Source organism: Pseudonocardia halophobica (genome assembly GCF_050948485.1).
Lineage (GTDB): Bacteria > Actinomycetota > Actinomycetes > Mycobacteriales > Pseudonocardiaceae > Pseudonocardia > Pseudonocardia halophobica.
On record NZ_CP192046.1, the window covers coordinates 4971684 to 4991921 of the forward strand.

At 70.7% G+C, this 20238-nt stretch carries 18 protein-coding genes; 6 read left to right on the top strand and 12 right to left on the bottom strand.

Features of this window, described 5'->3' with window-relative positions:
* Window positions 1-237: 237 nt before the first annotated feature.
* From ACQP04_RS23570 to ACQP04_RS23620, 11 genes are all read right to left on the bottom strand, one after another.
* Window positions 238-1182, bottom strand: coding sequence for a PDR/VanB family oxidoreductase (locus ACQP04_RS23570; protein WP_433502741.1), 945 nt, complete (start codon window positions 1180-1182; stop codon window positions 238-240).
* Complete coding sequence (locus ACQP04_RS23575) at window positions 1179-2207, bottom strand: phosphotriesterase family protein (protein WP_433502742.1); 1029 nt, start codon at window positions 2205-2207, stop codon at window positions 1179-1181. Before ACQP04_RS23575 ends, ACQP04_RS23570 begins: the two co-directional genes overlap by 4 nt.
* Window positions 2204-3004, bottom strand: coding sequence for an HpcH/HpaI aldolase family protein (locus ACQP04_RS23580; protein ID WP_433502743.1), 801 nt, complete (start codon window positions 3002-3004; stop codon window positions 2204-2206). The genes ACQP04_RS23575 and ACQP04_RS23580 overlap by 4 nt, the downstream gene beginning before the upstream one ends.
* A complete protein-coding gene (locus tag ACQP04_RS23585; protein WP_433502744.1) occupies window positions 3001-4116 on the bottom strand; it encodes an amidohydrolase family protein in 1116 nt (371 codons plus the stop codon). Before ACQP04_RS23585 ends, ACQP04_RS23580 begins: the two co-directional genes overlap by 4 nt.
* Window positions 4113-4625: a Rieske (2Fe-2S) protein gene (locus tag ACQP04_RS23590; RefSeq protein ID WP_433502745.1), complete on the bottom strand. Its 513-nt coding sequence runs from the start codon at window positions 4623-4625 to the stop codon at window positions 4113-4115. The genes ACQP04_RS23585 and ACQP04_RS23590 overlap by 4 nt, the downstream gene beginning before the upstream one ends.
* The gene (locus ACQP04_RS23595; protein WP_433502746.1) at window positions 4622-5857 is read right to left on the bottom strand and encodes an alpha-hydroxy acid oxidase; all 1236 of its coding nucleotides are present in this window, start codon (window positions 5855-5857) and stop codon (window positions 4622-4624) included. Before ACQP04_RS23595 ends, ACQP04_RS23590 begins: the two co-directional genes overlap by 4 nt.
* A 1-nt stretch (window position 5858) precedes the next feature.
* On the bottom strand, window positions 5859-7016 hold the full coding sequence (locus tag ACQP04_RS23600) for an amidohydrolase family protein (RefSeq protein WP_433502747.1): 1158 nt from the start codon (window positions 7014-7016) through the stop codon (window positions 5859-5861).
* Between the two features lie 26 nt (window positions 7017-7042).
* Entirely contained in the window at window positions 7043-8383 is a 1341-nt protein-coding gene (locus ACQP04_RS23605; RefSeq protein ID WP_433502748.1) for an MFS transporter, read from the bottom strand.
* Window positions 8384-8764: 381 nt separating this feature from the next.
* The gene (locus ACQP04_RS23610) at window positions 8765-9478 is read right to left on the bottom strand and encodes a GntR family transcriptional regulator (protein ID WP_433502749.1); all 714 of its coding nucleotides are present in this window, start codon (window positions 9476-9478) and stop codon (window positions 8765-8767) included.
* Window positions 9479-9642: 164 nt separating this feature from the next.
* Entirely contained in the window at window positions 9643-9993 is a 351-nt protein-coding gene (locus tag ACQP04_RS23615; protein ID WP_433502750.1) for an aldehyde dehydrogenase family protein, read from the bottom strand.
* Window positions 9994-9996: 3 nt separating this feature from the next.
* On the bottom strand, window positions 9997-10431 hold the full coding sequence (locus ACQP04_RS23620) for a hypothetical protein (protein WP_433502751.1): 435 nt from the start codon (window positions 10429-10431) through the stop codon (window positions 9997-9999).
* Window positions 10432-11077: 646 nt separating this feature from the next.
* Here ACQP04_RS23620 and ACQP04_RS23625 point away from each other — a divergent pair.
* From ACQP04_RS23625 to ACQP04_RS23650, 6 genes are all read left to right on the top strand, one after another.
* Window positions 11078-12022 carry an amidohydrolase family protein gene (locus ACQP04_RS23625; RefSeq protein ID WP_433502752.1) on the top strand — a complete coding sequence of 315 codons (945 nt, stop codon included), beginning with the start codon at window positions 11078-11080 and terminating at the stop codon, window positions 12020-12022.
* Window positions 12019-13425, top strand: coding sequence for an MFS transporter (locus ACQP04_RS23630; RefSeq protein ID WP_433502753.1), 1407 nt, complete (start codon window positions 12019-12021; stop codon window positions 13423-13425). Before ACQP04_RS23625 ends, ACQP04_RS23630 begins: the two co-directional genes overlap by 4 nt.
* On the top strand, window positions 13422-14165 hold the full coding sequence (locus ACQP04_RS23635) for a 4-carboxy-4-hydroxy-2-oxoadipate aldolase/oxaloacetate decarboxylase (RefSeq protein ID WP_433502754.1): 744 nt from the start codon (window positions 13422-13424) through the stop codon (window positions 14163-14165). Before ACQP04_RS23630 ends, ACQP04_RS23635 begins: the two co-directional genes overlap by 4 nt.
* Entirely contained in the window at window positions 14162-15223 is a 1062-nt protein-coding gene (locus ACQP04_RS23640; protein WP_433502755.1) for a 4-oxalomesaconate tautomerase, read from the top strand. Before ACQP04_RS23635 ends, ACQP04_RS23640 begins: the two co-directional genes overlap by 4 nt.
* 80 nt (window positions 15224-15303) lie before the next feature.
* Entirely contained in the window at window positions 15304-15975 is a 672-nt protein-coding gene (locus tag ACQP04_RS23645) for a GntR family transcriptional regulator (protein ID WP_433502756.1), read from the top strand.
* Between the two features lie 151 nt (window positions 15976-16126).
* A complete protein-coding gene (locus ACQP04_RS23650; RefSeq protein ID WP_433502757.1) occupies window positions 16127-17218 on the top strand; it encodes an amidohydrolase family protein in 1092 nt (363 codons plus the stop codon).
* A gap of 134 nt (window positions 17219-17352) precedes the next feature.
* Here ACQP04_RS23650 and ACQP04_RS23655 read toward each other — a convergent pair whose 3' ends face one another.
* Window positions 17353-20118: an AAA family ATPase gene (locus tag ACQP04_RS23655; protein ID WP_433502758.1), complete on the bottom strand. Its 2766-nt coding sequence runs from the start codon at window positions 20116-20118 to the stop codon at window positions 17353-17355.
* Window positions 20119-20238 lie beyond the last annotated feature (120 nt).

The window sequence follows — 20238 nt, forward strand, 5'->3', positions numbered from 1 at the left end:
AGCTCGGCCGCGAATCGGCAAGCGGCCGCAATTCCGTGCCATACGTAGTGTCACTCGAGTGGGGCTCCGGACCCGGATGACGCCTGGCGTGACTGATGCTGAGACCGGACTGCTGCGCACGTCAGCCGCAGCAGTCGAAGATGGCTCACGCCGCGGTCGGCCCCGCCGGCTTCTGAGGAGGCAGAGCAGGCCGAAGGCGCCCCGGGTTCGGGGCGCCTGGCGGGTTGAGCGGACCCGTCAGAGATCGAGCACGAGGCGGGGAGACCGAGATCGCGAACAGCAGGGCATGATCACCTCACCAGATTCCTGCTCCTCGGCGCTCAGGTAGGAGTCACGGTGGTCCGGCTCCCCCTCGAGGACGTAGGTCTCGCAGGTCCCACAGGTGCCCTCCCGGCACGAGGTCGGCAGGTCCACCCCCGCCGCCTCGATCGCCTCGGCCAGGGTCTCGCCGGCTCCGACGGTCAGGGTGACACCCGACGCGTCGAGCTCGACCTCGAACGGAATGTTGGCCCCGTCGAGCGCCCCCTCCTTGGGCCGGAACCGCTCGAGGTGCAGCGACCCCGTGGGCCACGGGTCGCACTGCTGCTCGACGGCGTCGAGCAGCACCCCGGGCCCGCAGCAGTAGACCGCGGTGCCGGCGGTGGGGGTACCCAGGATCGAGGCCAGGTCGAGGAGGCCGTGGCTGTCCTGCGGCCAGAACACGACCCGCTCGCCGTGGGCCGCGAGCTCGGCCCGGAACGCCATGGTCGACTCCTGACGACCGCCGTAGAACAACCGCCACGGCTTCCCCGCCGCCTCACAGGCCGCGATCATCGGCAGGATCGGCGTGATCCCGATGCCACCCGCGATGAAGAGGTACTCGTCCGCCTCGACCAGGGCGAAGTTGTTCCGCGGCCCACGGCAAACCACCTGGTCGCCGACGGCCAGCTTTTCGTGGACATGGGCCGACCCGCCGCGGCTCTCCGGCTCCCGGAGAATCCCGAGCCGCCAGGCCGACAGGTCCGTCGGGTCCCCGCACAGCGAGTACTGCCGCTCCAGGCCCGGGCCGAGGACGAGGTCGACGTGCGCGCCGGGCTCCCAGGCCGGCATCTTCTCCCCCACCGCGGGCTCCAGGCGCAGCGAGACGATCCCGTCCGCCTCGGCCTCGATCGCCGCGACAATTGCGGTCAGGTCCTCCGTCACGGCCCGAGCACCTTCGCGGCCACGGCCTTGGTTGCCTCGGCGTCACCGGTGAGCACCTGCACGGGGTTGACGACCATCATCTGGGTGATCTGGTCCTCGGTGACTCCGCGCTTGCGTAGCTCGGGCAGCACGTAGTCGGAGATGCGGTGGTGGTGCCAGTTCGGGGTGTGCTTCGCGCGCCACGACGGCGGGGTGTTGATCGAGAAGAACCCGGCGTCGTGGGAGATCGTGATCTTCTCCGCGTAGCCCTGCTCGAGGAGCTTCGCGAGAGTGTCGACGCGGGACTCGTCGTCGAGCACGAACTCCATGCCGAAGCGGTCCATGCCGATGAAGGAGCCGTTGTCCATCAGCTCCCGGAGGTAGTCCAGGTCGGTGGAGTCGCCGCTGTGCCCGATGACGGTGCGCTCGAGGTCGACGCCGTTGGCCTTGAACCACTTCTGCTGGTCGCGGCCGTTGGCGTGATGGACGTTGGTGTGGGTGGAGATCGGCACGCCGGTCTCGGCCTGCGCGCGGGCGGCGGCGCGGTAGACGCGGTCGAGGTCCGGGGTGATGCCGTGCTCGTCGGTGACGATCTTGATGATCCCGGCCTTGACGCCGTCCGTGCGCGGGATGCCCTTGGTGATGTCCTCGACGAACATCGTCTCCAGCACGTCCGGGCCGCCGAGGGTCTTGCCGACGAGCCCGTCCGGGCCGTGGGTGTGGAAGTACGTCGGGAGGTCCTTGGCGGTGTAGTAGCCGGTGGCCACGACGATGTTCAGCGGCACGCCCTCGGCGAGGCGCTGCACGGTGGGGATGTCCCGACCCAGGCCGAGCACCGTCAGGTCGACGAAGGTGTCGATGCCCTTGTCCTCGTGCAGCGAGGTCAGGCTCTTCCGAGCGCGTTCGAAGATCGCGGCCTCGTCGTACTCCGGGTGCACGATGTTCTGCTCGAGCTCCGGGTTGCGGGCCATGATGTGCTCATGCATCAGCGTGGTGCCGATCTGCGTGCTGTCGATCGGGCCGCGCAATGTGTTCACAGTGCTCATGCGGGGACTTCTCCTTCGGTGGCGGTGGTGAGTGCGTCGCGACGGGCGCGGGCAGCGGCCAGGCCGGCCTTGAGGAAGCCGACGTCGGAGCCCGCGGTGACCATGCGGAAGCCCCGGTCGGCCTCGGTGACCGGGTCGCCGGTGATCCCGGCGGCGATGCCGGCTGTGGCGCAGGCGGCGACGATCTCGGCGACGGCGGCGCGGTGCCGTTCGTCGCGGGGGCCGGTGACCGGGTCGAGGCCGAGGCTCACGGCGAGGTCACCGGGCCCGACGTACACGCCGTGCACGCCGGGGACCGCGGTGATCTCCTTCGCCCGGGCGACGCCCTCCGCGGTCTCGATCATGACCAGGCACAGCACCTGGCCGTTGACCGTGGCCGGGTCCGGCCCGAGGCCGTAGGCCGAACGGGTCGGCCCCCAGCTGCGCACCCCCAGCGGCGGGTAGTGCGCCGCCGCGGCGGCCCGGCGGGCGGCGTCGGCCGACTCGACGTTCGGCACGATCACGCCCTCGGCGCCGGCGTCGAGCGCCCTGCCGATCAGCACCGGGTCGTTGGCCGCGACCCGGACCAGCGCAGTGGTGCCGGTCCGGGCGGTGGCCCGCAGCATCTCGACCGGGCTGGCGAGCCCGCCCACGCTGTGCTGCTGGTCGAGGTAGAGGTAGTCGAACCCGGCCATCGCCAGGGTCTCCGCGACGTGCGGGTCCCCCGTGTGGCAGGCCAGACCGACGGCCGTCCCGCCCGACTCCAGGATCCCCCGCAGCCGGTTGGGGTGGGCCTCGGTGACGACGGCGTAACTCACGACGCGGTCTTCTGCAGCGCCTTGTCCAGCCGGTACCACTGCCGCGCGGACTCGTGCATCACCTTGGGCCGCATGGACTCCGGCATGACGCTCAGCACCCGGGCGAGGTCGTCGGTGTGCAGGTGCGGGTAGTCCGTGGCGAACATCAAGATGTCCTCGGACCCCAGCCACTCGATGACCCGACGGGCGTGCGCGTCCGGGCCCAGGTCGGCCGGGGCGATGGAGAACCGGAAGTGGTCCCGGATGATCTCCGTGGGCAGCCGGTCGACCCACGGGATCTCCCGGCGCAGGCCCTTCCACTTCTTGTTGACGCTCCAGCTCCAGGTGGGAACCCAGGCGAAGCCGCTCTCCAGCATCGTCACCCGCATGTCCGGGAACTTCTGGAAGATCCCCTCGTAGATCAGGCTGGTCATCTGCGCGCCGAAGACCTGGATCTCCGCCGCGTACTCCTCGGCATACCAGGAGGCGTAACCGGTCGGGGACGGCGCGTCCTCCGAAGTGCCGCCCCAGCTCAGGCCCAGGACCAGGTCGTGGCGGGTCATCGCCTCGTAGATCGGCCAGAACACCCGCTGCCCGTAGAGCCGCTCCGAGCGCACCGGCATGGTCACCTGCACGATCCGCGGGTGCGAGCCGACGCGCTCGATCTCGGCTGCGGCCGCGGCGGGGTCGCGGGCCGGGACCACCATCGAGCCGACGAGGCGGGGGTCGCGGTCCAGCCACTCGGCGATCAGCCAGTCGTTGACCGCGCGGGCCAGCGCCGGGGCCCAGTCCGGGTGGCGCAGCGAGTCCACGCCGTAGGCGGTGTTGACCAGCGCGACCTCCGTCCGCCACGGGTCCAGGACGTGCTGCTGCAGGTCCTCCAGGCGGGACGCCGGGGGCCGGCCCTCGGGGCGCCACTCGTCGCGCGCCGTCGTCGGTGCGTTCGGCGGGTACGCCAGCGCCTGACCGTTGGGCCCTTTCCAGCCACGTTCCCGGGCGCCCTGCACCCACACCGGGTCGGTGTAGGGGAACAGCGCCTCGAGCGACGGCGGGGTGGCGTGCACGTCGCAGTCGATCACCGGGCCGGTCCACAACGCGTCACGCGTGGTGCCCTGCAGCAGGGGGGTGGTCATGACGATCCTCCGGGCTGTCGTTCCTGGCGGGCCGGCCGCAGGGACAGCACGATGTAGTCGGACTCGACCGCCACGTCGACGGTCTCGGCGGTGTAGGGGCCGGGGATCCGGCCGAGCTCGCCGCGGTCGAGCGCGGCCTTGACCTCGTCCGCTCCCTCGAGGGCGACGGAGAACGGCCGGGCGCGCAGCCGCGGGTTCCAGTAGGACCGGCCGTCCTCGACGTCGAACTCCCAGTTGTGGTACGGGCAGGTCACGAACGTCTGACCCTCGTCCAGGCGGACGTCGCCGGGGACCGGGGACTCGATCTGGTTGACGACCCCGCCCTCACACAGCGGCGCCCCGAGGTGCGGGCAGCGGTTGAGCATCGCGTAGAACGTGCCGCCGATGTTGAACACGCCGATCTCGCGGCCGTTCGCCTCGACGATTCGGCGCTCCCCCGGCGGGATCTCATCGACCCGGCCGACCACGAAGCGGGTCGTGCGGGCCGGGCGGGTGGGCGAGGTCGTCACAGGACCTCCACCTCCTTCGTGCGGTGGCCGGGGACCGTCTCGGGGTCCAACCAGCTCGGGTCCAGGTCGGCGACGCTGCGGCAGCCCATCAGCCGCATCGTGCGGACCATCTCGGTGCGCAGGATCTCCAGCACCCGCTCGACGCCCGCGGTGCCGGCCGCGGCCAGGCCCCAGGCGGGCAGCCTGCCCACCAGCACGGCGCGGGCGCCCAGCGACAACGCCTTGAGCACGTCGCTGCCACGCCGGATCCCGCTGTCCAGCAACACCTCGGTCCGGTCGCCGACGGCGTCGACGATCCGTGGGAGCGCGGTGAGCGTGGCCGATGAGCCGTCGAGCTGGCGGCCCCCGTGGTTGGACACGATGACCGCATCGGTTCCCGTGGCGACCGCCCGCAGGGCGTCTTCGGGCGTGATGATCCCCTTGACCACCAGCGGGCCGTGCCAGTTGGCACGCAGCCACTCGAGGTCGGTCCAGGTCGGCGAGTGCGAGCCCGTGCCGCCCTTGGTCATCTCGGTGAGCACCATCGGCTTGCCGTCGACGGTCACCTCGGCGGTGTTCGGGATCTCGAAGGGCAGCCCGTCGAGCAGGTACCGGGTCAGCCAGGCCGGCTTCGGCAGCAGCTGCGGCGCCAGCTTCACGGCGTTGCGGGCGTTGACCCGCATCGAGTAGCTGAAGCCGTTCTTGTAGTCCCGCGGTCGGAAGCCCGCCACAGCCGTGTCGATCGTGGCGACCAGCGCGGAGTAGCCGGCCGCCTGCGCCCGACCGACCAGGTTCTCCATCGTGGCCTGACTCGAGAAGCGGTAGAGCTGGAACCACTGCGGCCCCTCGACCTGCGCAATCTCCTCCAGCGTGTACCCGGCCGCCGAGCTGGCGACGTGGATCGTCCCGGCCCGCGCGGCCCCGGTCGCCAGGCCGAGGTCGCCGTCCGGGTGCACCAGCCGCATCCCGCCGCAGGGCGCGGTGAGCACCGGCAGGTCGACCGGGGTGCCGAGCACCTTCGTGGACAGGTCGGGCTGGTCGACCCAGGTGGCCATCCGTGGCGCGAACGCCACGTCCTCGAAGGCACAGGCGTTGCGCCGCAACGTCACCTCCCCCTCGGAGCCGCCGTCGACGTACTCCCGGATACCGCGCGGCAGCACCCGGGCCGCGGCGCGCTGGGCGTCGGCGGCGTCGAGGAGCCGGCCGGCCCGTCTGCGGCGGGCCTTCTCGACGAACGTCGGGAGCTCGGCCATGTCAGGCCCCCACCGCGGGGATGCCGTGGCCCGGCCGCAGCGGGATCTTGTAGAGCGTGCTGGCGTTGGCCCCGAGGATGCGACGGCGCCGCTCCAGCGGCATGGTCCGCGGCACCGACTCGTAGGGCGAGTCGAAGTCCCAGTGCGGGTAGTCGGAGGAGAACATCAACCGGTCCGCGAACCCGGAATCCTCGAACATCGCGTAGACGTCCGGAGTCCACTGCGGATTCTCGGGCTCCTCGATCGGCTGCGTGGAGAACCAGAAGTGTTCCCGCAGGTACTCCGACGGCTTCCGGGTCAGGTGCGGAAGCTCGTCGCGCAGCTTCTCGAAGGTCGCATCGAGCCGCCACGAGAACGGCACCGCCCAGTCCCAGCCCAGCTCCAGCAGCGCGATCTTCAGCTTCGGAAAGCGCTCGAACACGCCCTCGAAGATCAGGCTGGGCACCATCGAGATCGGCAGCACCGCGAACGCCGCGTGCATCTCGGCGTAGAAGTTCTGCCGCCCCGCCCCGGTGGGCTGGCGACCCATACCCGGCACATGGAAGCCCAGCGGGATGTCGTAGTGCTCGCACGCTTCGAAGATGGGCCAGTAGCGCTGCTTGCCCAGCGGGTCCTGCCCGGCCGGCGACATCAGCACCTGCACGTAGGAGTCGCCGTTCGGGCCCTCCTTACAGCGCACGATCTCGTCGGCGGCGCCCGCGAGGTCGCGGGGCAGGGTGATGCTCGCCTTGAACCGGTCGTCCGCGCCCGCCCAGGTGTGGGCCAGGGCGTCGTTGTAGGCGCGGTAGATCGCGAACGCGCACTCGTAGGGCATGTTCGCCCCGCCGTGGGTGATGATGTAGGTCTGCGGGCAGGTCAGCACGACCGCGGACATGTCGTACTTGTCGACCACCTGCTCCACGGCCAGGTGCGGGTCCACCCCCACGCGCCCGTCGGCGTCGAGCGCGTCCAGCCGGTGGGTGAACTCGCGCTGCGACGGCGCGATCCCGCCGCCGAAGCTGCCCGGGCCGTAGCGCGCGATGTAGTCACGCCAGCGCTGCGGCAGGTGCTCGGCGACCTGCGGGTCGGTCGGCAGCGGCATCGGGTGGAAGTCGGTGTCGATGATGCCGAGCTTTTCCTCGACTTGGGTCTCGGCCGGGCGAACGTCGGTGAGGGTCATGATGAACTTCCTCTGGGGGTTGCGGCTTAGAGGGCGCTGCGGCTGGTCTCGGCGGCGAAGAACACCGCGATCACCGTGAGCAGGCAGGTCGCCGCCATGAACAGGGAGATCCCGGCGGTGCCACCGCCCGAGGCGGCGAGCAGTGAGGCGCAGATCAGCGGGGTGAAACCGCCGCCGACCGTGCCGGCGATCTGATAGCCCAGCGAGGCGCCGGTGTAGCGCTGGGTCGTCGGGAACAGCTCACCGAGCCACGCCCCCAGCGGGCTGTAGACGATGGCGTGCGCGAACGCCGCCAGCGAGATGCCCAGATACATCGCACCCACGCCGCCCGTGTCCATCAGCGCGAACATCACCGGGATGCTCAGCGCCTGCAGCACCGCACCGACCCCGACGACGACCCTGCGCCCCCACAGGTCGGACAGGTAGGCGAACACCGGCTGGAACACCAGGCCGATCGCCGCGGAGACGAGCACCGCGTTGAGGACGTCGGCCCGCGGGAAGCCGTCCTCGATGCCGTAGCTGACGATCCAGGTGCCGTACACGGCACTCGCCGCGAACGCACCCAGCACCAGCGCGATCGACAGCAGCAGGTTCTTCGGGTGACGAAGGACGTCCCACAGTGGCACGCGGGGCTTGACGCCCGCTGCCTGCTCCGCCTGCTCGCGGGCCTGCTTGAACACCGGGCTCTCCTCGACCCCGAGCCGGATCCACAGACCGATCACCACGAGGACGGCGGAGATCAGGAACGGGATGCGCCAGCCCCAGCTGAGGAAGGCGTCCCCGGTGAGCGCGGAGGTGAGCGCGAACACCCCGTTGGCAAGCAGGATGCCGCCGTAGAGGCCCATCTGCGCGACCGAGCTGGACAGGCCCCGACGCCTGGGCGCGTGCTCCATGGACATGAGCACCGCGCCGCCCCACTCACCGCCCGCGGAGACACCTTGGATCAGCCGCATCAGCACCAGGAGCAGAGGCGCGGCGACACCGAGCGTCGCGTACGTGGGCAACAGACCCACGACTGTGGTGGACACCCCCATCAGCACGATGGACAGCACGAGCATGCCCTTACGGCCGACCTTGTCCCCGAAGTGTCCCCAGATGATGCCGCCGACCGGCCGGGCGATGAAGCCGGCGGCAAGGGTGGCGAAGGAGGCGAGGGTGCCCGCCGTGGAGCTGAACTCGGGGAAGAACAGCTGGTTGAACACCGCCGCCGAGGCGATGCCGAACAGGTAGAAGTCGTACCACTCGATGACGGACCCGAAGAAGCTCGACACGAGCACCCGGTTCCGCATGCGGCGGCTGGATTGCTGGGCGGGATCGACTGCCGGAGTGCCGTCGGCACTGGGGGCAGCGATCTGCGAGTCGGTCACCGTCGACCTCCGTGATGGGAGCACGATCAGGCGACTACCCGATCGTATATTCTCGTGCAGAAGAATATACGTTCTGTCGGCGCACTGTCCAGAGCCTGCGACCTGGGTGCCTGCGCGACGACGCGGCGAAGCTCGACGTCCGCCGACGCCCCTGCGCACGCGGCCCTCGCCTGCACGTGTGCTGATTGCTGGAAGCGCGGCCTCGTGATCCCGGCAGTCATCGGGTCGTGCTCCTCGACTCAGCCGCGCATCAGGACGTGTGATCGTCACACCCTGGGCGGCGGTGCGCGCCCCGCGACCCCGAGGAGCTGCACGCCTCGACACCAACCCGGACCCTCGGCGGGGCGCTCGGGCGCTTGATTCCGGTCTGCTCCCGGCCGGTCAGCCGGCGAGGCGGCCCGGACCCCGAGGGGCCTGCGGCACGTCCGGCTCGCCCCAGAAGTCCAGAGAGTCCAGCCATTGCATGAGCAGATCGCCCGTGCCCATGAAGTGGTCCTTGGCCAGCAGGCGTGCCTGGTCGACGTCCCCTGCGGCGATGGCGTCGATCAGTGGGGTGTGCTGGGTGCGGTTCACGTCGGACCACCCCGGCACGACGTGGAAGTTCTCCGGGAACTGCAGAGGGACGAGCCTGCTCGCCGCCCCGGCGAACCACTCCAACTTGGGCGCGTCCGCGATCACCGACACGTAATGGTGCAGCGCCGAGTTCAGCGATGTGGCCAGGTGCCCGTCGGACGGGTCTGCGTCGCGGATCTGCGCGTCCAGCTTCCGCAGCTCGTCCACGTCCCGAGCCGTGGCCCGGGTGGCAGCACGTGCCGCGAGCTCCCCTTCGGCGGTACCCCACATCAGGTAGGTGTCCTCGACGTCCTTACGGCGGACCGCCGACACCCGGAAGCCGCGGTTCGGCTCGTGGGTCACCCAGCCGTCCTGGGTCAACAGCAGGAGCGCCTCGCGGACGGGCGTCACGCTCACCCCGAGCTGCTCCGCAAGCTGGCCCAGTCGCAGAGGCTCGCCCGGCTGCACGGTCCGGGCCATGATCTGGTCCCGGATCGCGCTCGCGACGTTGCCGCGCAGCTGCTCCTTCCCCGTCCGACCCACGTCCCGGATCCTACCGAGCCGCCCGATCGCTGACAGTGATGGTGCGATGACGCAAGGGCGATGCACCTCGAGCCCGTCGCCCCTCGCTTCCTCGCCGTGATCGAAGGTCTGCGCGTGCACGATCCCCGCGATGGAGACGACGGGGATGTGCACGATCCAACAAGTCAGGACGTCGAGTCGAGGTAGATCGACTTCAACACCTGGTAGCCGTGCAAGCCCTCCGGCCCCAGCTCGCGCCCGATACCGCTGGCCTTGATCCCGCCGAAGGGCGCGGTCGGGTCGTTGACGTGACCGTTGATCCCGATCGTGCCGGACGCGACCCGTCGGGCCACGGCCTCGCCTCGGTCCCCGTCGGCGGTCCAGACCGAGCCGCCGAGGCCGAAGCCACTGTCATCGGCGATCGCGACGGCTTGGTCCTCGTCCCCGTAGGGGATCACCGTCAGCACCGGACCGAAGATCTCCTCCTGGGAGATCGTGTAGTTGTTGTCGACGTCGGCGAAGGCCGTCGGCTGCACGAATCAGCCACGGTCCTCGGGCAGGAACACGTCCGGGTCGCTGTCGCCCTCGACGATGCCCTTCACCGTGATCCCGATGACCTGGGCGTGGATCAAGCCCAGCGTCAGCGCCGCCTCGGGGTCGGAGGCACGCCGATGATGCCGAGGCTGCCGCGCTGCGCCAGGGCGGCCACGCCTGCTGGACCACCGCCGCGACGCCGGTGGTGTCGATCGCGTAGTCACGCCCTCGGCGAGCACCGCGCGGACCTGCTCGTCGACCGGCCCGTCGGCCGGGTCGTCCCGGCTCCGGTATAGGGGTTCCAGTACCACGTCCCCGCCCACATCCGTACCCGCCTCGATGAGACGTGCGCTCATGCCTCGCCTGCGCGGTTCGATCAGCGCCCCGACACCGGCGAAACCGGCTCCGATGATGACGCGTTCCTGATCGAGTTCACTCATCGTCGAGGGTCCTTCCTACGCTGGGGAGTGAGCGGCTGTGGGAAATTCGGGCAGCGGCATGCTCGGACGGCGTTCACCATCGCGTAGGCATGACGCCCGGGCTACCGCGTGCCCTTGGGTGAGCTAGGCGATCCAGCGGTGTAGACCTCCCTGCTGTGGCGGCTCTCGGCGATCTCGCGTCCCGGACGATCACGCGCGCAGCGCGGGCACTGTCGCGGATTCCTGCGGATCCACTGCAGATCCGGGCGATGACGGACCTCGTGCGGCGGGTCGTGACCGCCCGCGCCCACCACGCACCCCTGAGTTGAACGTGGCCTGACCGACAACCCCTGGAGCCACGTAGCGGACGCGGCGAAGGAGGTCGCCACGCTGCCGCGGTAGGCACCCCTCGCGGTGAACACCGAAGAGACGCTGTCGTCGTGGCGACGACCTCCAGCCCGCGCGCGTCACGGGAGCAGCGGCCAGGCTCAGCAGGTCGAACGCAACCCAGTACAGCGGCAGGCCTGGTTCTACCCAGCAACCTCTGTCCCGACGTCCCCAAAATTGTTAACAATCTTGCGACCCATCTTGTGTGGAGAGGTGGCGCCCACGTACGGTCCCTCTGCACCGGACGTCCACGACGTCTCGTTCGCAGAGGAGGCCAAAGTTGCCCACCGACACGACGCCGCCGGATTCGGCCCTCTCCGGGGTCACCCCTGGCTGGCTCGCCCCCCACCCGGCACCGTCGAGGCCGGCGCTGGAGTTGCCGGCCGGCGCGGTCGACGCGCACTGCCATGTCTTCGGGCCCGCCGCGACCTTCCCGTTCGCCCCGGAGCGCAAGTACACGCCGTGCGATGCCGGGAAGGAGGACCTGCAGGCGCTGCACGATCGGCTCGGGATCAGGCGCCGCGTGGTCGTCCAGGCGACGTGCCACGGCGCGGACAACAGCGCGATGGTCGATGCCGTACGCTCGGCGGCGGGCCGTGCGCGCGGTGTCGCCACCGTCCGACCCGACGTGACCGACGCCGAGCTGACGGCCCTCCACGAGGCCGGCGTGCGCGGGGTCCGGTTCAACTTCGTTCGACGACTGGTCGACGCCTCCCCCACCGACGCCCTCTCGCGCATCGCGGCCCGGATCGCGGCGCTCGGCTGGCACGTCGTCGTGTACTTCGAGGCCGCCGACCTCGCCGACCTGGAGGACTTCTTCGGGACCCTGCCGGTGCCGCTGGTGATCGACCACATGGGTCGACCGGACGTCACCCGCGATCCGAACGGTCCCGAGTTCGCACGCTTCCTGCGCTTCGCCGGCCGGCACCGGTGCTGGGTCAAGATCAGCTGCCCTGAGCGGTTGTCCGTCACCGGCCCGGCGGCCCTCGACGGTCAGCGCCGCGCCTACACCGATGTCGTCCCCTTCGCCCGCAAGGTCCTCGCCGAGTTCGGAGACCGGACGCTGTGGGGCACCGACTGGCCGCACCCGAACCTGACCGACCACATGCCCGACGACGGGCTCCTCGTGGACCACCTCGCCCACGTCACCGACACCGCCGACCAGCGCCGACAGCTGCTCGTCGACAACCCCATGGCCCTGTACTGGCCGGAGGAGACGGCATGAGCGCCCACCCCGACGGCGACGGCGCCGTCGTGCACACCAACGCCACGAACCGCCTGGACCGGCTCCCGATCAGCCGCTTCCACAAGGTCACGATCGTTGCGGTGGCGTTCGCGTACTTCTTCGAGTTCGCCGACATCAACACCTTCGCCACCACGGCACCGAAGCTGGTCAAGCTGTGGGGGGTGACGGTCAACCAGGTCGCCTACGTCACCTCGCTGTCCTTCGTCGGCATGTTCATCGGCTCGATCGTCGCCGGCAGGCTGGCGGACCGCCTCGGGCGCAAGACCACGTTGATCGCCACCACGATCTGGTTCTCGGTGTTCTCCCTGGCCTCCGCCCTGGCCTGGGACATCGTGTCGATGGGCGCGTTCCGGGTGCTCACCTCGGCGGGGCTGGCCGCGATGACGGTCGTCGCGGTCATCTACGTCAACGAGATCTACCCGGCCGCCGTCCGCGGCCGGTACCAGGCCTACGCCATCGTGATCGGGATCTGCGGCACGCCGGTCACCAACCTGATCGCCAGCGCGGTGGTGCCACTCGCGGACTGGAGCTGGCGCCTGGTCTACCTCTGGGGGGCGCTCGGGATCGTCTTCCTGGTCTTCTCCCGCAAGATCGTCGAGTCCCCGCGCTGGTACGAGAGCCGCGGCCGGTATGCCGAGGCCGAGGCCGCCCTGAGCAGGGTCGAGCGTGAGGTCGAGGCCCAGCACGGTCCGCTACCCGAGCCGGCGCAGGCCGCACCGGACACCACCGCGCCCGCGCAGAAGGCTCCGCTGCGGATTCTGTTGCAGCGCCGCTACCTGGTGCCCACCGCGGTACTGACGGTGCTGTGGGTGACCCAGACGATCGGCTTCTTCGGCTACTCGAGCTGGGCCCCGACGCTGCTGAGCTCGGAGGGGTTCAGTGTGGAGAAGTCCATCTTCTACGTCGCCCTGACCACGGTCGGCGCTCCGCTGGGCTCGCTCCTCGCGGCGCTGGTCACCGACCGCTTCGAGCGCAAGTGGCTGCTCGTCGTCTTCGGGCTCGCGATCGCCGTCGCCGGTCTGCTGTACGGCCTGACCTTCGACCCGGTGCTCATCGTGGTCTTCGGGTTCCTGGTCAACATGATGGAGCGGGGTTACACGGCGCTGGCCTACGCCTACTCCCCCGAGCAGTTCGACATCCGCGGACGTTCGCTGGGCACCGGGTTGGCATACGGGATCGGCCGGCTGTCCAACGCCATCGGCCCCCTCGTGATCGCCGCCCTCTACACCGGCAGCGGCTACCAGAGCGTCTTCATCTTCATCGCCGCGACCTGGACCTTCGGCGCGATCGTGCTCGCCCTCTTCGGCCAGCGCACCCGCCCGTCGTCGGCGCGCCGCCGTGCGGCCGCGACGTCCACCGGCCCACAGGAAGGAACCACGTGAGCACCTCGACCACCACGCCGGCCACGACCCCTCGCAGCGGAGTGATCGTGACCGACCCGCCGCGAGCCGACCTCGACGACGTCGCCACGCTCACCGATTACGGCGTCGCCACCGTGCACGAGGCACTCGGACGCACCGGCTACCTCGGTCCCGACGTCCGCGCCCGGCAGGACGGGGTCAAGACCGGCGGCACCGCGGTGACCGTGCTGTGCCGCCCCGGTGACAACCTCATGATCCACGCTGCCGTCGAGCAGTGCCGCCCCGGCGACCTGCTGGTCGTCACCACCAGCTCGCCGTGCGTCGACGGCCTCTTCGGTGAGCTCTTCGCGACCGCCCTGGTGCGACGTGGCGTCCGCGGCCTGGTCACCACCACTGGCGTGCGCGACCTCGCGGACCTGCGCGCGATGGGTTTCCCGGTATGGTCGGCGGCGGTGAGCGCCCAGGGCTCGGTCAAGGCGAGCGCCGGCGCGGTCAACGTCCCCGTCGTCATCGGTGGGGAGGTCGTCCACCCAGGCGACGCCGTCCTCGCCGACGACGACGGGGCGGTGGTCGTCGCACGGAACCGGGTGGCCGAGGCCGTCACCGCAGGCCGCGCGCGGCTGGCGAAGGAGGACGCCGCGCGTCGGGCGTTCCGCGAGGGGGAACTGAGCCTGGACCGGTACGGGCTGCGAGACGTGCTGGCCGGCCTCGGCGTCCGCTACCTCCCCGCCTCGCCGTCCGGACAGGAGGCCATCGGATGAGCCCCGGTATGCCGGCGTCCCTGATGCGCGGGGGTACCTCGAAGGGCCTGTTCCTGCTCGCCTCCGACCTGCCCGCCGACCCGGCCGACCGCGACGACCTGCTGCTGCGGCTGATGGGCAGCCCGGACCCGGCGCAGATCGACGGGCTCGGCGGGGCGACCCCGGTGACGAGCAAGGTCGCCGTGGTCGGGCCCTCCACGGACCCCGACCACGATCTCGATTACCTGTTCCTGCAGGTGGGCGTCGACGCCGCGACGGTGTCGGAGCGGCAGACCTGCGGCAACCTGCTCGCTGCGGTCGGGCAGTTCGCCGTAGGCCGTGGGTTGGTGCCCGCCGGTCGCGAGCGGACCGAGGTGCGCATCCGGATGCTCAACACGGGCGCGTCGGCCGTCTCCCGGTTCGCCACGCCCGGCGGTCGGGTCGAGTTCGGCGGGGACACGGCGATCGCCGGCGTGCCCGGCACCGCCGCGCCGGTGCTGCTCGACTTCCTCGACACCGAGGGCTCCACGACCGGCTCCCTGCTCCCCACCGGGAGCGTCGTCGACCGGATCGACGGCATCGACGTGACGTGCATCGACAACGGCATGCCGGTCGTCGTGATCCGCGCAGCCGATCTGGGACTGAGCGGCTACGAGACCCCGGCCGAGCTCGCCGCCGCTCCGGGTCTCGCGGCGCGGATCGACGACCTGCGGACGCGGGCCGCCGCGCTGATGGGCCTCGGCGACGTGTCCACGGCACCGGTCCCCAAGACGACCCTCGTGGCACCACCCAGGGACGGCGGCGCGATCAGCACCCGCACCTTCATCCCGGTCCGCCCGCACCCGGCGATCGGCGTGCTCGGCGCCGTCAGCGTGGTGACGTCGGCGTTGCTCGAGGGCAGCGTCGGGCACGACCTGCTCGCCCGCGGCACGGGGGGACCGCTCGCCGTCGAGCACCCGACGGGTTCCTTCGAGGTCGACGTCGCCCTGCGCGACGGCGAGCCGCCCCGCGTGGCCCGGTCCACGGTGGTACGCACCGCCCGAGCGCTCTTCGAGGGCATCGCCCACCCGCGGCCATGAGCGTCAGAGGTTCCGTCCGCGCGCAGGACGGCTACCCTGACACAGCATTGGTCCCGATCGTGGCGCGGAGGATGGCGACAATGAGTTCGGCGGAGCGTCGGGAGGGCACCGGCCCGGCGGCCAGGGTCGTCGACGCGCTCCGCGACGCGATCGCCGCCGGAGACTTCGCGCCGAACCAGCGGCTCGTCGAGGCCGACCTGTCCGAGCAGTTCGGGGCCAGCCGCGCGGCGGTACGCGCGGCCCTGCTCGAACTGACCAGCGAAGGCCTGGTCGAACGCGTGCAGAACCGCGGCGCCCGGGTCCGAGCCGTCTCACTGGACGAGGCCGTGGAGATCACCGAGGTCCGGATGGTCCTCGAAGGGCTGCTCGCTGCCAAGGCCGCAACTCGCCTGACCGACGAAGGGCGGGAGCGACTGCGGAGGATCGGGACGGCCATGGAGCAGGCGGTCGCCACGGGCGACCTGCTCGGCTACTCGGCGCTCAACCGCGACCTGCACGCCTTCATCCGGGACACCGCCGGGCAGCGCACGGCGGGCTCGATCCTGGAGCGCCTCCGTGGGCAGAACGTGCGCCACCAGTTCAGGTTGGCCATGCAGCCGGGACGTCCGTCGGTGTCGCTGCCCCAGCACCTGACCATCATCGACGCGCTGTGCGCGCGCGACGCCGACGCGGCCGAACAGGCGATGCGCGCGCACCTGCAGAGCGTCGTCGAGGCACTCCCGACCGTGGAAACGAGCAGGCGAACCCGCTGAACCCCTGACCCACGCCGGCCCGACCACGGCCACGTGGGGCGTCGAGTTCCGGCCAGTTCCGGGTTCGATGCTGCCAGCACGATGTCTTCCATCGCCAACAGTCCAAGTGGGATCAGCGGGCGCCGTCCTGCTGCTCTCCACGGAGGTACCAGTGATCATCGACTGTCACGGCCACTACACCACCGCGCCGCCGGCACACACGTCGTGGAGGCAGGACCAGCTCCAGGCTGCACTCGGCGGGCACGCGGCACCCGCGTACCCGGCTATCGGCGACGACGAGATCCGCGAGAGCATCGAGGTCAACCAGCTCCGCCTGATGCGGGAGCGCGGTGCCGACCTCACGATCTTCTCGCCGCGGGCGTCGGCGATGGCGCACCACGAGGGCGATCTCGCAGTCGGCACGGCGTGGGCCCGTGCGTGCAACGACCTGATCGCGCGGGTGGTCGGCCTGTTCCCGGGCCGCTTCGCCGGGGTCGGTCAGCTCCCGCAGACCGCGGGTGAGCCGGTGGAGGCCGCGGTGGCCGAGCTCCGCCGGTGCGTCACGGAGCTCGGGTTCGTCGGGGTGAACCTCAATCCGGACCCCAGTGGTGGCCGCTGGGACTCGCCGCCGCTGACCGACGCCTACTGGTTCCCGCTCTACGAGGCGATGTGCGAGCTCGACGTGCCGGCGATGGTGCACGTGTCCGCGAGCTGCACGCCTGTGTTCCACGCGACGGGTGCGCACTACCTCAACGCGGACACGACGGCGTTCATGCAGTTGCTGCAGGGAGACCTGTTCGGCCGCTTCCCCACGCTGCGCCTGGTGGTCCCGCACGGCGGCGGCGCCGTGCCCTACCACTGGGGGCGCTACCGCGGCCTGGCGGACATGCTCGGCCGCCCGCCGCTGGAGGAGCACCTCATGCGGAACGTCTTCTTCGACACGTGCGTCTACCACCAGCCGGGCATCGACCTGCTGCTCGGTGTGGTCGGCACGGACAACGTGCTCTTCGGCTCGGAGATGGTGGGGGCGGTGCGCGGGATCGACTCCCGGACCGGTCACCACTTCGACGACACCAAGCGCTATGTCGACGCCGCCTCGCTCACCGAGGAGCAGCGGGAGGCCATCTACTCCGGCAACGCACTGCGGGTCTACCCGCGACTCGCGGCCGCACTCGCGGTGCACCCAGCAAGGACGCCGTCGCCGACTGCCCCGGCCGCGAAGACCCCCGACGTAGGCGAGCGACCGCGCGCTGACCTGCTGTGAGTCCGTGCCGAGCAGGTAAGCCAGTTCGACCGGGTCGCCCGCGGAGTACAGCGCCGGCAGCCCGACCGATCTCCGTGAGAGCTCGAGATAGTCGTCGTGACGACGCAGCGCGACAGATTTCGTTCGACAGGCCTCTAGGGCAGCACACGATCGAGTTGGCTTCGTGACGTGATTCCGAGCTTGGCGAAGACTTTGCGTAGATGGTATTGAACCGTGTGAGCGCTGATGAACAGCCGGGTGCCGATCTCGGGGTTCGTCAGCCCGTCACGGGCGAGTTGGGCGATCTGTGTCTCCTGGACGGTCAGTTCCTGGTGCAGTGCGACCGAGCTGTGTTTGTGTGCTGTCTCGCCGGTGGCTCTCAGCTCCCGCCTCGCGCGTTCCGCGAATGCCGCCACACCCATCGCCCCCAGCATCTCGTGTGCTGTGCGCAAGTGTCGGCGTGCATCGTTTCGCCGGCGCTCCCGGCGAAGCCATTCTCCGTACAGAAGGTGCGCGCGAGCGAGGTCGACGCCGAGGCGGGTCTTGTCGAGGCGGGCGATCGCCTCGCGGTACAGGCGCTCGGCGTCGCCGTCCTCACTCAGCAGCGCATGTGACCGCGCCTGAGCCCCCAGTGCCCAGTCGGTGCCACTCGCGGCGGTCAGCTCGGTGAGCCGGCCGCAGGCGTCGGCCGCGGTGTCGGTCATCCCGGAACGCGCGGCGGCTTCGATCAACTCGACAAGTGCCCAGCACAACGAAGCGGGATCGTTGCCATAGGCGATGGCGCGTCGACCCGCGGCCGCCGCCTCGTCGTAGCGACCGAGGCCGTTGTTCAACGCGGCGTTCGCCCACTCGGCGAAGGTGATGCCGATGCCCTCCCCGCGCCGGGTCACGTCCTGAATGGTGGCCTCGATCAGAACGTGGGCCGTCGCCTCGTCGCCGCGGAGCGCGGCCAGCCCCATGGCGCCATAGGGGGCGAGGCCGCTGCCGGTGGCTTCCATGACCGTCTGCAACTCGTCGGTCAACGCCGCCGCCGTCGTCAGGTCGCCGGTGAACAGCAGTATGTGGGCGCGGGCGGTGAGGGCCAGCGGGATCTCGCTGAGTGCGCCGGTGGTGCGTGCGAGCTGGAGATACCGTGCCGAGAGTTCGTCCCAGCGATGGTCGTCCCAGAGCCGAGCGGCGGTGATGCACGCCAAGTACAGACGCCGCAGCTGGTCGTCCGGGGGCATGCCCGTGCCGAAGTCGGCCAGAGCCCGGCGCAGCATCGGGATGCCCGCGTCGTACCCCCGGTACAGGCTCACTGCCGTGCCGTCGAGCAGAAGATCGGAGACGGTCGGGGGGTGTTGCGGTGGCGGGGCTGCGCCGGCCGCGCAAGCCACCTCGAGGACATCACCGCCCGGACCCGCGAGGCGTGCAGCGAAGATCGCGGCCAGTAAGGCGTCCAGGTAGGTGGCACGCGAGAGATCCGGGTCGATCGCTTCGAGCCGCCTGGCCGCGACCAGCAGCAACGCCGGGACGTCTCCGCCCCGGCTGGTGTTGAACGCCAACTGAGCCTGCGTCATGTCCAGTGTCGCCTGCTGGACGTCGTCGAGCGGTTCGGAGCTCGCCATGGCCAGCAGATCCCGGGCTACGACGAACACTCCTGCCTGGATCTTGGACTGCGCGGCGGCCAGGGCACGCCTGGCTCGGTTCTCCGAGTCGCGGCTCAACGTCGCTGCCTGCTTGAGGAACGCAGCCGCCGCGGCGAAGCCGCCGCGCGCTCGGGCCCGTCCGGCCGAGTCCTCGAGCTCGGAGGCGATGTCCTCGTCCGGCCCGAGGGCCGCCTTCGCGCGGTGCCAGGCCCGCCGATCGGGATCGAGGCGCTCGTCGGTGACCTCGGCCAGGGCCTGATGTGCCTGCTGCCGGTGCTGAGTCGGCGCCGAGCGGTAGGCGGCCGTGCGGGCCAGCGGGTGGCGGAACCGGACGCGGGTGTCGAACTCGGCCAGACCGGCGTCGGCTGCCCACGCCGCCGCGTCGGTGTCGATCCCGAGCAGTGCGGCCGCTCGCCACACCAGCACCGGGTCGCCGGTCGGATCGGAAGCAGCCAGCAACAGGAGCCTCCGGGGCTGATCAGGAAGGGCGTTGATGCGGCGCCGGAAGCTCTCCTCGATGCTGCTTGCCACTGATGTCGCGCCGGGGAGGCCGAACCCGCCCGCCAGCTCCGCGGTGCTCAGCTCCCGCGGAATCTCCAACAGCGCCAGGGGGTTGCCGTGTGTCTCTGCAACGATCTGGTCCCGGACCCGTCTGTCGATCGCCCCGGTCAGCACCGAGTCCAGCAACGCATGAGCGTCGGCATCGGGCAGGCCGCGGACCACCAGCTCGGGCAGGCCCGCCAGGTCGTCGCTCGGCACTCGGGCCCCGAAGACCATCCCCATGGACTCCATGCCGAGACGACGGGCGACGAACGCGAGGACCTGTGCCGAGGCATGGTCGAGCCACTGCTCGTCGTCGACCAGGCAGATCAGCGGCTGCTCCTCGGCGACGTGGGACAACAGGCTCAGCACGCCCAACCCGATCAGGAACGGGTCCGGTGCCGGCCCGGCAACCACGCCGAAGGCGGTTCGCAGCGCATCACGCTGCGGTACCGGCAGCGCCGCCACGTGCGTGAGCAGCGGCGCGCACAGTTGATGCAGCCCGGCGAAGGCCAGCTCCATCTCCGACTGCACCCCTGCGGCGCGAGCCACCCGACAGCCCGCAGCATGCTCGGCCACGTACTCCAGCAGCACGGTCTTGCCCACGCCCGCCTCGCCGTGCACCACCAGGGCCCGACTCTCCCCGGAGTGCGCTACTGCCTCCACCAGACGGTCGAGCACGCCGCACTCGGTGCGGCGGCCGAAGAGTCCCGCCGCGGGCCGCCGTACCGACGAGCCGTCGGGCACCTGCACAGAACTCACGCTAGCGCCGTGGCCGGGGAAGAACTACCCGTCGGGGCTACCCACCGAGAGATTCGAGATGCCCGGCGGTCCAGGCAGAGTCCGATGCAGGCGACGGTCGACCGCCCTCCG